Origin of the sequence: Novosphingobium sp. ERN07 (assembly GCF_012641335.1) — a bacterium.
Taxonomy (GTDB): Bacteria; Pseudomonadota; Alphaproteobacteria; order Sphingomonadales; family Sphingomonadaceae; genus Novosphingobium.
Genome location: NZ_JABAID010000007.1, coordinates 179908 through 193535, shown reverse-complemented (window position 1 = coordinate 193535; position 13628 = coordinate 179908). Strand labels below are relative to the sequence as shown.

Annotated in this window: 12 protein-coding genes; all 12 read left to right on the top strand. The window is 61.3% G+C overall.

What is annotated here, in order from left to right; translation table 11 throughout:
* The first annotated feature begins 12 nt into the window (after nt 1-12).
* The 12 genes from fsa (at nt 13) to HGI47_RS11925 (ending at nt 13488) form a co-directional block, all read left to right on the top strand.
* A complete protein-coding gene (fsa, locus tag HGI47_RS11980; RefSeq protein ID WP_168852997.1) occupies nt 13-666 on the top strand; it encodes a fructose-6-phosphate aldolase in 654 nt (217 codons plus the stop codon).
* A gap of 75 nt (nt 667-741) precedes the next feature.
* Nucleotides 742-2556, top strand: coding sequence for a cobaltochelatase subunit CobT (gene cobT, locus HGI47_RS11975; RefSeq protein WP_168852996.1), 1815 nt, complete (start codon nt 742-744; stop codon nt 2554-2556).
* A 43-nt stretch (nt 2557-2599) separates the two neighbouring features.
* Nucleotides 2600-3271: a nitroreductase gene (locus HGI47_RS11970; RefSeq protein ID WP_370521702.1), complete on the top strand. Its 672-nt coding sequence runs from the start codon at nt 2600-2602 to the stop codon at nt 3269-3271.
* 162 nt (nt 3272-3433) lie between these two features.
* Nucleotides 3434-5479, top strand: a complete 2046-nt coding sequence (locus HGI47_RS11965) for an adenylate/guanylate cyclase domain-containing protein (RefSeq protein ID WP_168852995.1) — start codon at nt 3434-3436, stop codon at nt 5477-5479.
* Nucleotides 5466-6233, top strand: a complete 768-nt coding sequence (locus HGI47_RS11960; RefSeq protein WP_168852994.1) for a hypothetical protein — start codon at nt 5466-5468, stop codon at nt 6231-6233. The genes HGI47_RS11965 and HGI47_RS11960 overlap by 14 nt, the downstream gene beginning before the upstream one ends.
* Nucleotides 6234-6238: 5 nt before the next feature.
* Nucleotides 6239-6991 (top strand): hypothetical protein, encoded by a 753-nt coding sequence (locus HGI47_RS11955; RefSeq protein WP_168852993.1) that lies wholly within the window; start codon nt 6239-6241, stop codon nt 6989-6991.
* A 38-nt stretch (nt 6992-7029) separates the two neighbouring features.
* Complete coding sequence (cysS, locus tag HGI47_RS11950) at nt 7030-8556, top strand: cysteine--tRNA ligase (protein ID WP_168852992.1); 1527 nt, start codon at nt 7030-7032, stop codon at nt 8554-8556.
* A gap of 38 nt (nt 8557-8594) precedes the next feature.
* Nucleotides 8595-8777, top strand: a complete 183-nt coding sequence (locus HGI47_RS11945) for a type II toxin-antitoxin system HicA family toxin (RefSeq protein WP_168852991.1) — start codon at nt 8595-8597, stop codon at nt 8775-8777.
* A complete protein-coding gene (locus tag HGI47_RS11940) occupies nt 8774-9175 on the top strand; it encodes a type II toxin-antitoxin system HicB family antitoxin (protein WP_168852990.1) in 402 nt (133 codons plus the stop codon). Before HGI47_RS11945 ends, HGI47_RS11940 begins: the two co-directional genes overlap by 4 nt.
* Entirely contained in the window at nt 9172-10110 is a 939-nt protein-coding gene (locus HGI47_RS11935; protein WP_168852989.1) for a D-2-hydroxyacid dehydrogenase, read from the top strand. Before HGI47_RS11940 ends, HGI47_RS11935 begins: the two co-directional genes overlap by 4 nt.
* A gap of 162 nt (nt 10111-10272) precedes the next feature.
* The gene (locus HGI47_RS11930; RefSeq protein WP_168852988.1) at nt 10273-11928 is read left to right on the top strand and encodes an acetolactate synthase large subunit; all 1656 of its coding nucleotides are present in this window, start codon (nt 10273-10275) and stop codon (nt 11926-11928) included.
* A 123-nt stretch (nt 11929-12051) separates the two neighbouring features.
* Nucleotides 12052-13488, top strand: a complete 1437-nt coding sequence (locus HGI47_RS11925) for an aldehyde dehydrogenase family protein (RefSeq protein WP_168852987.1) — start codon at nt 12052-12054, stop codon at nt 13486-13488.
* Nucleotides 13489-13628 lie beyond the last annotated feature (140 nt).

Sequence of the window (13628 nt, the reverse complement as noted above, 5' to 3'; positions counted from 1 at the left end):
AAGGCCAGACCCATGAAGTTCTTCGTCGACACTGCCGACACCGCCGAAATCGCCGATCTTGCGGCCACCGGGCTGCTGGATGGCGTGACCACCAATCCCACGCTGATCGCCAAGGCGGGCAAGGACTTCATCGAAGTGACGCGCGAAATCTGCGGTCTGGTCGATGGCCCGGTTTCCGCTGAAGTCGTGGCGCTTGACCACGAAGGCATGATGCGCGAGGCGGAAATCCTGCGCAAGATTGCTGACAACGTGTGCATCAAGGTGCCGCTGACCATTGACGGGTTGAAGACCTGCAAAGCGCTGACCAGCGAAGGCACCAAGGTCAATGTCACGCTGTGCTTCTCGGCCAATCAGGCGCTGCTGGCGGCAAAGGCGGGTGCGACGTTCATTTCGCCTTTCGTTGGCCGTCACGATGACAATGGCTTCGATGGCATGGACCTGATCCGCGACATCCGCCTGATCTATGACAACTATGCGTTTGAAACCGAAATCCTCGTCGCGTCGATCCGCCACGGCGTGCACGTGCTGGAAAGCGCGCGCATCGGTGCCGACGTGATCACCGCGCCGCCCGCCGTGATCAAGGGCCTGTTCAAACATGTCCTTACGGACAAGGGCATCGAAGGCTTCCTTGCGGACTGGGCGAAGACCGGCCAGAAGATCGGTTAATGTTGCGTATGGCCGAGGGAGGCCCCCGCCTGTGCGGGGGCGCAGCTCTCTCGGTTCGAATGTTGAAGGCAGGCATTGGCTGACGAATCTCCTCTCGACCGTTTTCGTGCGGTGCTGACCGGCACCGCACGCGCCATTTCGCTCGATCCCGAAGTGGAAGTGGCGTGGACGGCGGATGCGCCGGTGCAATCTGGCCAGTCTATGCGTGTGCCGATGCCGGGGCGTGCGCTTCCGGCAGAGCAGGTGGCCGAAGCGCGCGGCCATGCCGATTCGATGGCGCTGCGGCTGCGGCACCACAACGCTGCGCTGCATGGCCGCCATGCGCCTTCAGAAGCCTTGGCGCGGGCGTGCTACGATGCGGTGGAGCAGGTGCGCTATGAGTCGCTGGGCGCGAATGCCTATGCGGGGATGCGTGGCAACCTTGGGGCGGCGCTGGCGATGCGCATGGCGTCGGACCCGATTAGCCGCGCCGCCAAGCCCGAAGACGTGCCGCTGCCCACCGCGCTGGCGCTGCTGCTGCGTGAAAAGCTGACTGGCGAAGCATCGCCTGCTTCCACCGACACCGGCATGGCGATGGTGCGTAGCTGGATCGAAAGCAAGGTCGGTGACGATGTGGAAGGCCTTGCTCTGTCGCTGGACGATCAGCGCGCCTTCCAGCAGATCGCGCTCGATATGCTCCAGCATCTCGACCTCACCCAGTCTGCCAGCGAGCAGGATGAGAACACCGAGGAAGACGAGGGCGAGCAGGACGAAGACGAAGGCGAGGAAGAGCCGAGCAGCTCCGACGATCAAGAGCAGCAACCTTCGGAAATCGCCGGCGATACCAGCGAGGGTGACGAGGATTCGGAATCCGAACAGGAAATCGAACAGGACGACGATGCTGCAGATTCCGACATGGCCGACGAAGGCGAGGAGGGCATGCTGCCAACGCGCCCGAACCGTCCGTGGACCGATATCCCAGAGAATTTCGACTATAAGGCCTATACCAGCCAGTTCGACGAGATCGTGGCAGCGACGGACCTGTGCGACGAGGAAGAGCTGACGCGGCTGCGTGCCTACCTCGACATGCAGTTGAAAGGCCTGCAGGGCGTGGTCACACGGTTGGCCAACCGGTTGCAACGCCGGTTGATGGCGCAGCAGAACCGTTCGTGGGATTTCGATCAGGAAGAGGGCCTGCTCGATGCCGCGCGGTTGGCGCGCGTGGTGATCTCGCCCGGCCATTCGCTGTCCTACAAGATCGAGCGCGATGTGGAGTTCAAGGACACCATCGTCACGCTGCTGATCGACAATTCCGGCTCCATGCGCGGGCGGCCCATCTCGATTGCTGCGATCAGCGCCGATATCCTTGCCCGCACGCTGGAGCGCTGCGGCGTGAAGACCGAAATTCTCGGTTTTACAACGCGCGCGTGGAAGGGCGGGCAAAGCCGCGAGGCGTGGCTGGCAGGTGGCAAGCCCGCGCAGCCGGGCCGTCTCAACGACTTGCGCCATATCGTTTACAAGAAGGCCGACGAACCGTGGCGGCGCGCACGCAAGAACCTTGGCCTGATGATGCGCGAAGGCCTGCTGAAAGAGAACATCGACGGCGAGGCACTGCTTTGGGCGCACACCCGGCTGCTGGCGCGGCCTGAAGACCGCCGCATCCTGATGGTCATATCCGACGGTGCGCCGGTGGACGATTCGACGCTGTCGGTGAACAATGCGGGCTATCTTGAGCAGCACTTGCGCAAGGTGATTGACTGGATCGAAAAACAATCGCCGGTTCAGCTTGTCGCCATCGGCATCGGGCATGACGTGACCCGCTATTACCGGCGCGCGGTGACGATCATGGACGCCGAACAGCTTGGCGGCACGATCATCGAACAATTGGCGGATCTGTTCGAGGACGAATAGCGGGCGCTTGACGGCTTGAATTTAACCGGGCAGTTAATCTGCCATGAGCCAGATGACTGTCAGCGAAGCCGTTCTGTCCCGCCGTTCGATCCGGGCGTTCAAGCCTGATCCTGTGCCGCTGGATGTGTTGCGGCGGGTGATGGACAAGGCGCGGTGGGCGCCTTCGGGGTGCAATTTCCAGCCTTGGGAAGCGACCATTGTGACCGGCGCGCCACTGGCGGAATTGCAGGCGAAGATGCTTGTGACGCCGTTGCAGGATCCGATCGAGTATTCGTGGTCGCAGCCTGAAGTCATTCCCGAATGCAAGGCGCGGCTGCACGCAGTGGGCGCGGCGATGTATCAGGCGATGGGTGTGGGCCGTGGCGACGGTGATGCACGGGCCGATTTCGTGCGCAACAACGTGACCTCGTTCGGCGCGCCAGCGGTGCTGATGTGCTATTTCGACCGGCGGATGGGGCCGCCGCAATGGTCTGATACCGGCATGTGGTTGCAGACAATCATGCTGCTGCTGCGTGAGGAAGGTCTGGATTCCTGCCCGCAGGAGTTCCTTGCCATGCACGCTCGGTTGATCAAGGATTTCATCGGCGTTTCGGATGAAACGCATATCTTTTTCTGCGGCATTGCCATTGGTTATCGCAATGAGGAGAACCCGGTGAACGGGTTTGAACGTGCGCGTGAACCGGTAGATGGCAACGTGCGCTTCCTTGGATTCTGAATAACTCCGCTACCGCGCAGTTCCGCATTGGCAGGCCAGCAACAATCCGCCTATGCTGTGAGGTGAGGCGCATAAGCGCTCGTCTTGGGTTCGCAAAATCGTCGGGGGGAAGGCTCGCGCTGCGGCTGCGGGCCTTCGGCATATGCGGATTGGGGGCGAATCATGCCTTGGCGGAATGAGGCTGCGGAAGCGGGCGCTGAAGAGATCGGGCGCACAGCACTGCGCGGGCTGGGGCAATTGGGCGTGCAGCGCACCGTCGTTGCGCTGGCATTGATTGCGATTGCGCTGTTCGTTGCGTTCAGCAGTTGGCGTCTGCCGCTACTGCGGGATGCCGAAGCGGCGCTTTACGATCTGCGCGCCGCCAACTTTGCGCCGCCTGCCGATACCGACAAGCGCGTGACGCTGGTGGTCTATACCGCCGATACCAACCGCGCGACGGGGCAGATATCGCCGGTGGACCGAACGATTCTGGCCAAGGCGCTGACGCAGATCGATCAGCTTGGTGCAAAGGGCGTGGGCATCGACGTTCTGTTCGACAGCCCGCAGGACGATGATGAACTGTTGCACGCTTCACTGAAAGCGATGCAGACGCCGGTCTATCTTGCCTATGCTGACAACAAGACCAATCCTGAAGCCATCACGTATGAGCAGGAGCAGGATCTCAAGGCGTTCCAGCAAAGCGTGAAGACGCAGAAGGTCGGCCCGGCGTCGATCCTGCTGGAAACCGATGCCGATGGCGTGGCGCGGCGCTGGCCGAAGCTCTACGCAGGCCTGCCGCCGCTGCTTTCGCTGGCCTTGACTCAGAATGGACCGGATGCGGACAAGCGCTTTGCCAGTTTTACAGGCCCGATCCGCTTCCGCGTGCCGACGGCGAGTGATCGCCCTGTGTTCGACAAGATCCCAATAGACCTGTTGGCCGACCCTGAAACCGCGCCTTTCGTGGCCGACGTGATCAAGGGGCGTTATGTGCTGATCGGCGGCGATTTTTCGGACTTTGACCAATTCGATACGCCGTTCACGCGCACCGGCAATCCGGTGACCGGCGAAACGCGGATGATCGGCGTGGAAGTTCACGCATCGATGCTGGCGCAACTGCTCGACAAGGCATGGAAAGCGCCGCCTGCGGTGTGGGTGAAAGTTCTGGCGGCGGTGCTGGCCGTAGGGCTGGGCGTGGCAACGGCTGTTGCGCAGGCGCGCACATGGGTGCTGGCGCTGGCGGTGCTGGGGCAGTTCGCGCTGTTCCTTGCTGTGCCCTTTCTAGTGGAGCGGGCGGGCTATGACACGCTGGACTTGCCCGCCACCGGCTGGCTGATCGGCTGGTTGATCGCTTTCACGGCGGTGAGTTCGGGTCTGCGGGCAATCAACGCAGCGCAGCGCGAATTTGCGCAAGGGGCGCTGGGCAAATACCTGCCGCGTTCGGTCGCGGCAGAGATCATGCGCAATCCTGAACGGCTTTCGCTGCATGGAGAGAAGCGCGAAATTTTCTGTCTGTTCAGCGATCTGGAGGGTTTTACCAAGCTGACCCACGCGGTTGAGCCAGAGATGATCGCACGGTTGCTGAATGATTATCTCGACCGGTTGAGCGCTGTGGTGCTGGAATATGGCGGCACGCTTGACAAGTTCGTCGGCGATGCAGTGGTGGCGTTTTGGGGCGCACCTATCGCTTACCCGGACGATGGAGAGCGGGCGGTGAAAGCGGCTTGGGCGATGTATCTGGCGGGAGAGGACTTCCGCAAGAACGTTCCCGAAGGCGTGCCGAAGATCGGTCGTACCCGTGTGGGCGTTCATTATGGCGAAGCCGTGGTCGGCAACTTCGGCGGCGAGGGGAGAATCCAGTATACCGCTCTGGGCGATGCCATGAACACGGCGGCGCGGCTGGAAGGCGCGAACAAAACACTTGATACCAAGGTTCTGGTCAGCCGGGAGGCGGTGGAGCGGTGCGGCCTCGACTGGTTCAGGCCGATGGGCGAAGTGGTGCTGCGCGGACGGTCGACCCCGGTGCAGGTCTACGAACCGGTGCCCGATATGACGCAGGAGCAACGCGCCGTTTCAGCCGATCTGATAAGCGCCCATTCAGCGGGCGAGGCGGATCGTGTGCAGGCCCTCACAGACAGCGTGCGCGATTCGGCGCAGGGTGATGAGGCGATGATGAATCTGATCGAAAGACTGCGGAAGACGCATGAGGGAGAGAGTTATGGGCTGGGTTGATCGCAAGCTGATGCGCGCAGGAATTGCGGGCGTGGCAGCCTTGGCCGGGATGACGATTGCAGGCGCGGCGCTGGCGCAATCGGTGGTGGTCCGCTCGACCGGACCTTCGGCAGGAACCTATCCGCAGGGCAAGAAACTGCCCGCGAATGCTACTGTAGTGCTGAAGGGCGGAGATCAGGTGACGGTGCTGGACAAGGCGGGTACGCGCGTTCTGGCAGGGCCTGGCACGTTCACGCTGAATGGTGCGGTCAATCGCGATGCCAATGGCGCGACGGCGCTGGCATCGATGATGGCGCGCGGCGGCGGAGCACGGACGCGGACCGGGGCCGTGCGGGGCGCTACGGCCGCGCCTGTTCCAGCCGGACCGACCGGCCCGGAAAACGTCTGGTACATTGATGTGAGCAAGGGCGGCACCTATTGCGTGGCCGATCCTGCTGCCGTGGTCCTGTGGCGGCCTGACAAGACGCTGGATGGCACCGGCACATTGCTTTCGCAGGATGGCAGCACCGCCGACGTGGCTTGGCGCGCGGGCAATCCGCTGAAAGTCTGGCCCGCTGCCAGCGTGCCGGTGGTGGATGGTCAGACCTATACGTTCAGCAGCCCGGTAGGTGCGCCCGTGAAAATCCGCACGATGGTGCTGGCCAGTGTGCCGACTGACGAGGTGGAGATTGCCGGCACGATGGCCGAGAAGGGCTGCACCGCGCAGCTTGATCTGCTGGCAACGCTTGCCAGCACCGCGCAGGCCGGGGGCTGAACGTGATGCGCAAGGCTTTGCTGGGGATGGGCGCGCTTTTGGCCGTTGGCAGCGCTTCGGCTGCAATGGCGCAGGCGGTGGTCGTGCGCTCCACGGGGCCGTCAGCGGTTAGCTATCCCAAGGGCAAGCGCCTTCCGGTGAATGCCAGCGTGGTGTTGAAAGCGGGCGATGTGGTGACGGTGCTCGACCGGGCGGGAACGCGGGTGCTGAAAGGCGCAGGGTCGTTCGTGATCGACAATGCCGTCAATCGTGATCGCGGCGCAGCGGCATTGCTGGCGCGGTCCTTGAGCAACCCCGCCTCGGTCCGGGCGGGGGCCGTGCGCAGCGCTTCGGTGCGCGGGGCCGGTTCCGGGAATGCCACTCTTCCGGTGAGCATCTGGATCGCCGACGTCACTCAGAACGGTAACGTCTGTGTACCGCGCGGCAGCGATTTGTATCTGTGGCGCGGAGAAGCCGAAACCCGCAGCTTTACGTGGTTGACCGAGAGCGAGGGCGGCGAGATGGTGCGGATGCAGTGGCCGCCCAAAACTGCGGGAATCGCGTGGCCAAAGACGATGCTCGCGCCGCAGGAAGGCCGCACCTATCGCATCTACGACGAAACTGCGCCTGACAAGGCGGCGGAATTTCGCATCGTGACGCTGGAGCCGGAAGCGGTGCCCGCTGATGCCGCTGCACTTGGCACGCTGTTACTGGACAATGGCTGCAAGGCCCAGTTCGAATGGCTGGCCGAGGTTCTGGCGGAAGAGCCATCCGAATGACTTGACCGGGAGCAGGAGCGCAGGGCAATGGCGAGGCCATGTCTAACGCTCCCGCGCCTTCCAGCCCTTCCGCCCCGCTCAAGCTGTTCAACAGCTTGACCCGCCAGTTGGAAGAGTTCCAGCCGGTCCACCCCGGTGAGGCGCGCGTCTATTCCTGCGGGCCGACGGTCTATAACTACCCCCACATCGGCAACATGCGCGCCTATGTCTTTGCCGATATTCTGGGCCGCACGCTGAGCTTCAAGGGCTACAAGCTCACCCATGTCATCAACATCACCGACGTGGGCCACCTGACCGATGATGCGGATGAGGGTGAGGACAAGATGGAGAAGATGGCGCGGGCAGAAGCGCGCTCTATCTGGGACATCGCGCAGCACTATACGCAGGCCTATTGGGAAGACATCAAGGCGCTGAATATCCGCCAGCCCGCGCGCTGGACCATCGCCACCGAATACGTGCCGCAGATGATCGCCTTTGCCGAAAAGATCGCGGACAAGCACTGCTACGAACTGGATAGCGGGCTGTATTTCGACGTATCCACCGTAGCCGATTATGGTCGCCTTGCCCGCGCCCAGACTGAGGACGGGGAAGGCCGGATCGAAGCGGTTGAGGGCAAACGCAACGCGGCTGACTTTGCCATCTGGCGCAAGACGCCGCCGGGCGAGAAGCGCCAGATGGAATGGGATTCGCCGTGGGGGAAGGGCGCGCCGGGCTGGCATCTCGAATGCTCGGTCATGTCGGGCGAAGTGCTGGGCTTTCCGTTCGACATCCACACCGGCGGGATCGACCACCGCGAAATCCATCACCCCAACGAAATCGCGCAAAATCAGGCGTTCTGCTGTGCGGGCGGCTTGGACCTGCCTGCCAATTCCGGCGCGCGGGTGTGGATGCACAACAACTTTCTGGTCGAACGCTCTGGCAAGATGAGCAAGTCGTCGGGCGAGTTCCTGCGGCTGCAACTGCTGATGGACAAGGGCTATCACCCGCTGGCTTACCGCATGATGTGCCTGCAGGCGCACTACCGCAGCGAACTGGAGTTTTCGTGGGAAGGGCTTGGCGCTGCACTGACGCGACTGAAGCGGATGTATAAAGTTGTTGCAGTCCAAATGTGGAAGCAGTTTGAGGAGACTGGGCAGCCAGTTGATCCGACCAACGCCTATCTGCCAATACCTGTCGATAAGTGGAATGCAGCCGATAAAACTGGGGTTCTTAAGGATTTTTCAGACGCATTATCGGATGATCTAAATACCCCGAAGTGCCTGCCCTTGATCGAAGAGGTTCTTGGCGACAAGATGATCGACAATGCTTTGCGTTGGCATCTTTTGGCGACGATGGATCAAGTCTTGGGTCTAGACTTGCTGCGCCGCAATCGAACGGATCTGCGCATTCGTCCCAAGAGCGTCGAAATCACAGAAGCCGAAATCGAAGCCACGCTCGAAGCCCGCAAGGCTGCCCGCGCCGAAAAGGACTTCGCCCGCTCTGATACGCTGCGCGATGAACTCGCTGCCAAGGGCGTCGAAGTGATGGATGGCGATCCGCTCGGTTGGGAGTGGAAGCTCGCCTGACCTTGTAAACCACCTTTATGGTGTGTATATAGTTGCGCATGGAGCGCGATAGTCGCCAGATCGTTAAGCGGCTGCTCGCTGAGGGTTTCGTGCCTGTTTCGGTCAAGGGATCGCATCACAAGTTTCGCCGCGATGGCGTGACAGTGATCGTGCCTCACCCGAAGAAGGACTTGCCGCTTGGCACCGCGCGCAGCATCGCCCGGATGGCAGGTTGGCTATGAAATATTTCTACGCAGTGGTTCATAAGGATGCAGACAGCGCCTTTGGCGTTGCATTTCCCGATATTCCCGGCTGCTTTTCAGCGGCGGACGAGGTTGAACAGCTTGTCCCCAATGCCTGCGAAGCGCTTGAACTGTGGTTCGAGGATGAGCCGGAAGATATTGCGCCGAGCAGCCTTGAGCGGGTGCGCGAACTTGTAGCGACTGATCTGGCGGAAGGCGCTTTCCTGATTTCGGTGCCGCATATCCGGCGCACCGGGCGGCAGGTGCGGGCCAATATTTCGCTGGATCGAGGAATGCTGGATGCGATTGACCGCGCGGCGGCGGATCGCAATCTTACGCGCAGCGCCTTTCTTGCCGATGCAGCCCGCAATGAAATTGAGCAGAGGCGCGCCCCATGACCGTCCTCGTCATGAACGCAATGGCCGCGCCGCTGGTGGAAGGGCGCCTGCCTGACTGGATCGAGCCGCGCTTTTTCCGCAGCGCTGAGGAACTGTTCGACCTTGCGCTGGAAGCGGAGATTGGCTGGTTCGATCTGTATCAACCTGCCGGGATGGACAAGGCGATCCGGCTGGCGACGAAGCTGAAATGGCTCAATTCGGTCTATGCCGGAGTCGATTTCTTCCCGCTCGATGTGTTGCAAGAGCGCGGCGTGATCCTGACCAACGGCACCGGTATCAACGCCATCACCATTGCAGAATACGTGGTGATGGGGATGCTGACCGTAGCGAAGGGCTATCGCGATGTCGTGCGGGCGCAGGATCGGCACGAATGGCTGGTGGATTCGCCGGGCAAGGTGGAGCTGGCAGGCAGCCGGGCGCTGATCCTCGGCTATGGGGCCATTGGCCAGAAGGTCGAACGGATGCTCCAAGGTTTCGATGTAGATGTGGTGAAAGTGCGCCGATCCGGTGGCGAAGGCGCGCTGGGGCCGGACCAATGGCGCGCGCAGCTTGGCGCGTTCGATTGGGTAATCCTTGCCGTGCCTGCCACGCCCGAAACCGATGGCATGATCGGCGCGGCGGAGATCGCGGCGATGAAGCCCGGCTCCACCCTGATCAACGTGGCGCGCGGTGCCGTGGTCGATCAGGACGCGCTGATCGAAGGATTGAAGGCCGGGCGACCCGGCCATGCCTTTCTTGATGTGGTCACCCCCGAACCGCTTCCGCCTGAACATCCGCTGTGGAGCGTGCCGAACGCACATGTCACCAGCCATCTTTCGGGGCGGGCGCAGACCAAGATGTTTGAACGGTCGGTCAGCCGCTTCCTTGAGAACATTGCGCGGTTCCGCAACGGGGAGCCGCTTCAGCCGCAGGTCGATCTTTCTTTGGGCTATTGATCGCGGGGCGTGACACGCGCGCCTGCGTTTGTTAGCCGTTGCAGTTGTGAGTCAGCGCGAGGGGGAACACATCGCGCGGCATCCAAAGCCCTTTGCGGTCGTATCCATGTTGGGGAGGGAGGCGCGCCATGATGCGCGCGTCCTGTAATGGAGCGACATAAAATGGCTGAAGGAACAAAAGCTTCCGACCTGTTCATCCAGTGCCTTGAGGAAGAGGGCTGCGAATATATCTTCGGCGTTCCCGGAGAAGAAAACCTCGATTTCCTTGATTCGCTCTCGCGCTCAAAGCAGATCAAACTGATCCTTACCCGGCATGAACAGGGCGCTGGCTTCATGGCTGCGACGTATGGCCGCCACACTGGCAAGACCGGCGTCTGCATTGCCACCCTGGGGCCGGGGGCTACAAACTTTGTGACTGCCGCCGCCTACGCCACGCTCGGCGGGATGCCAATGCTGATGATCACCGGCCAGAAGCCGATCAAGAAATCGAAGCAGGGCCGTTTTCAGATCCTTGATGTCGTTTCGATGATGGGGCCGATCACCAAGTTCACGCATCAGATGGCGTCTTCGGACAATATCCCCACGCGTGTGCGTGAGGCCTATCGGCTAGCCGAGGAAGAAAAGCCCGGCGCGACGCATATCGAACTCCCTGAAGATATTGCCGATGAGCATACCACGTCGGTGCCCTTGAAGCGCAGTCTGGTGCGGCGTCCGAATGCGGATGCCAAGTCAGTTGCGCAGGCTGTGGAGGCGCTTGAGGCAGCAAAGGCACCTGTGCTGGTGATTGGCGCTGGTGCGAACCGCAAGATGACCGGCAAGATGTTGCGCGAGTTTGTGGAGAACACCGGAATCCCGTTCCTCACCACGCAGCTTGGCAAAGGCGTGATCGATGAACGGCATCCAAAGTTCCTTGGTTGTGCGGCGCTTTCTGCGGGTGATTTCGTCCATCGTGCGGTAGAAGATGCCGATCTAATCATCAATGTCGGCCATGATGTGATTGAAAAGCCGCCATTCTTCATGCGCGATGGCGGTCCGCCGGTTATCCACGTTTCGACCAAGACGGCCGAAGTCGATCCGGTCTATTTCCCGTCCATCGAAGTGATTGGCGATATCGCCAACGCGATCTGGCAGATGAAAGAGGCAATCACGCCTAACCCCGCATGGAACTTCGATTACATGCTGGCCTATCGCGCGGCAGAGGTGGCACATACCGCGCCACTTGCAGCGGACGAACGCTTCCCTGTGTTCCCGCCCCATCTGGTGCAGCAGGTCCGCGATTCCATGCCGGAAGACGGGATCATCTGTCTCGACAACGGCGTCTACAAGATCTGGTTCGCGCGGGGTTATACCGCCTATCAGCCCAACACGGTCCTGCTCGACAATGCGCTGGCCACGATGGGGGCAGGGCTGCCGTCCGCGATGATGAGCGCGATGCTCTATCCTGAGCGAAAGGTCATGGCGATCTGCGGTGACGGCGGGTTCATGATGAACAGCCAAGAGATGGAAACTGCCGTCCGGCTCGGCCTGAACCTGACGGTGCTGATTCTCAACGACAACGCCTATGGCATGATCCGCTGGAAGCAGGCCAATATGGGCTTTGCGGATTTCGGGCTGACCTATAACAATCCCGATTTCGTGAAATATGCCGAAAGTTATGGCGCGAAAGGATATCGCGTGGAGAGCGCCGCACACCTTAAGGAACTGCTGGCCCATTGCCGCGATACTCCGGGTGTCCATTTGATTGACTGTCCGGTGGACTATTCGGAGAACGATCAGATTTTGAACAAGGACATCAAAGATCTGTCCAAGGCGCTTTAGGATCCGGGCCGAATAGCCCCTCCCCTTCAGGGGAGGGGTTGGGGTGGGGGCTGTCGTTTCATACGCAGCGCCTGCCGCAAGCCCCCACCCCCTGCCCCTCCCCTGAAGGGAGGGGGGAGAACGATGATGAAGCTGAAAGACGTCTACCCGCTCTACCTCAACAACAAGGCGGTGCAGCCCAACACCGATCTTGCGGTGACCGACAAGTTCACCGGCGAGGTGGCATTCCGCACCGCACTGGCCACGCCCGACGTGATCGACGAGGCGATTGCCGGGGCCGTGCGCGCGGCGGAGCCGATGGCAAAGCTGGCAAGCTACGAAAAGCGTGACGTGCTCGACCATTGCGTGAAGCGTTTTGCCGAACGCAAGGACGAGCTGGCCTATGCCCTGTGCGTGGAAGCGGGCAAGCCGATTGCCGATTCCGAAGGCGAGGTGGGCCGCCTGATCGACACCTTCCGCATCGCTGCAGAAGAAGCGACGCGCAACTATGGCGAAGTCCAGCCGCTCGACATTTCGCCGCGTGCCAAGGGCTATATGGGCATGTGGAAGCGCGTGCCGATCGGGCCGTGCAGCTTTATTTCGCCCTTCAACTTTCCGCTGAACCTTGCCGCGCACAAGATCGCGCCTGCCATTGCGATGGGATGCCCCTTCGTGATGAAGCCCGCCAGCCTGACGCCGCTGGGGGCGATCATCATGGGCGAAGTTCTGGCTGAGTGCGACGTTCTGCCCGAAGGCGCATTCTCTATCCTGCCGGCCAGCCGCGATGGCGCAGACCTGTTCACCACGGACGAGCGGCTCAAGCTGCTCTCGTTCACTGGTTCGCCCGATGTGGGCTGGGCGCTTAAGGCGAAGAGCGGCAAGAAGAAGGTCGTGCTGGAACTCGGCGGGAATGCGGCTGTCGTGGTCGACAAGGACGCCGATCTTGAACACGCGCTCGCCCGGATCATCTTCGGCGGGTATTACCAGTCGGGGCAGTCGTGCATCCACGTGCAGCGCGTGATCATCCATGCCGAGATATACGACCACTTCCGTGATATGCTGGCGGCCAAGGTAAAGGCCTTGAAGTCTGGCGACCCCAAGAACCGCGATACCTTCATCGGTCCGATGATCTCGGCCAAGGAAGCGCAACGCCTGAAGACGTGGATCGACGCAGCCGTGGCGGGTGGGGCAACACTGCTGGCAGGTGGCGGATGCGATGGCAACATGCTCGAAGCTACGCTGCTGGAAGGCTGCAAGCGCGATATGGACGTTTACACCGAAGAAGCGTTCGGCCCGGTGGTGATCCTGTCGAAGTTCACCGATTGGGATACCGCAATGGACGAGGTGAACGATAGCAAGTTCGGCCTGCAGGCGGGTCTTTTCACGTCGGACATCCAGAAGGTGCTGGGCGCGTGGGACGTGCTGGACGTCGGCGGCATCGTGGTGAACGATGTGTCGTCCTACCGCGTCGACAACATGCCCTATGGCGGGGTGAAGGATTCCGGCCTTGGCCGCGAAGGCATCCGCTTTGCGATGGAAGACATGTCCGAGATCCGAAACATGGTAATCCGCAGGTCGTGAACGGTCAAAATCGGCGCTTCTGACGCCATGTATTGCTGAATTGTGTGAGAAAGGGTGTTTAGCCACTTGAACCCAACTCGGTTGGTGGCCTAGTCTCGGTTCAACGGGGTCGCATTGCAGCACTTCCGGTTTGGGGTGTC

Excerpts from the sequence above, each read along its gene's own strand:
- fsa (WP_168852997.1), top strand. The coding sequence starts at position 13 with ATGAAGTTCTTCGTCGACACTGCCGACACCGCCGAAATCGCCGATCTT.
- HGI47_RS11970 (WP_370521702.1), top strand. The coding sequence starts at position 2,600 with ATGAGCCAGATGACTGTCAGCGAAGCCGTTCTGTCCCGCCGTTCGATC.
- HGI47_RS11965 (WP_168852995.1), top strand. The coding sequence starts at position 3,434 with ATGCCTTGGCGGAATGAGGCTGCGGAAGCGGGCGCTGAAGAGATCGGG.
- HGI47_RS11960 (WP_168852994.1), top strand. The coding sequence starts at position 5,466 with ATGGGCTGGGTTGATCGCAAGCTGATGCGCGCAGGAATTGCGGGCGTG.
- HGI47_RS11955 (WP_168852993.1), top strand. The coding sequence starts at position 6,239 with ATGCGCAAGGCTTTGCTGGGGATGGGCGCGCTTTTGGCCGTTGGCAGC.
- cysS (WP_168852992.1), top strand. The coding sequence starts at position 7,030 with ATGTCTAACGCTCCCGCGCCTTCCAGCCCTTCCGCCCCGCTCAAGCTG.
- HGI47_RS11945 (WP_168852991.1), top strand. The coding sequence starts at position 8,595 with ATGGAGCGCGATAGTCGCCAGATCGTTAAGCGGCTGCTCGCTGAGGGT.
- HGI47_RS11940 (WP_168852990.1), top strand. The coding sequence starts at position 8,774 with ATGAAATATTTCTACGCAGTGGTTCATAAGGATGCAGACAGCGCCTTT.
- HGI47_RS11935 (WP_168852989.1), top strand. The coding sequence starts at position 9,172 with ATGACCGTCCTCGTCATGAACGCAATGGCCGCGCCGCTGGTGGAAGGG.
- HGI47_RS11930 (WP_168852988.1), top strand. The coding sequence starts at position 10,273 with ATGGCTGAAGGAACAAAAGCTTCCGACCTGTTCATCCAGTGCCTTGAG.
- HGI47_RS11925 (WP_168852987.1), top strand. The coding sequence starts at position 12,052 with ATGATGAAGCTGAAAGACGTCTACCCGCTCTACCTCAACAACAAGGCG.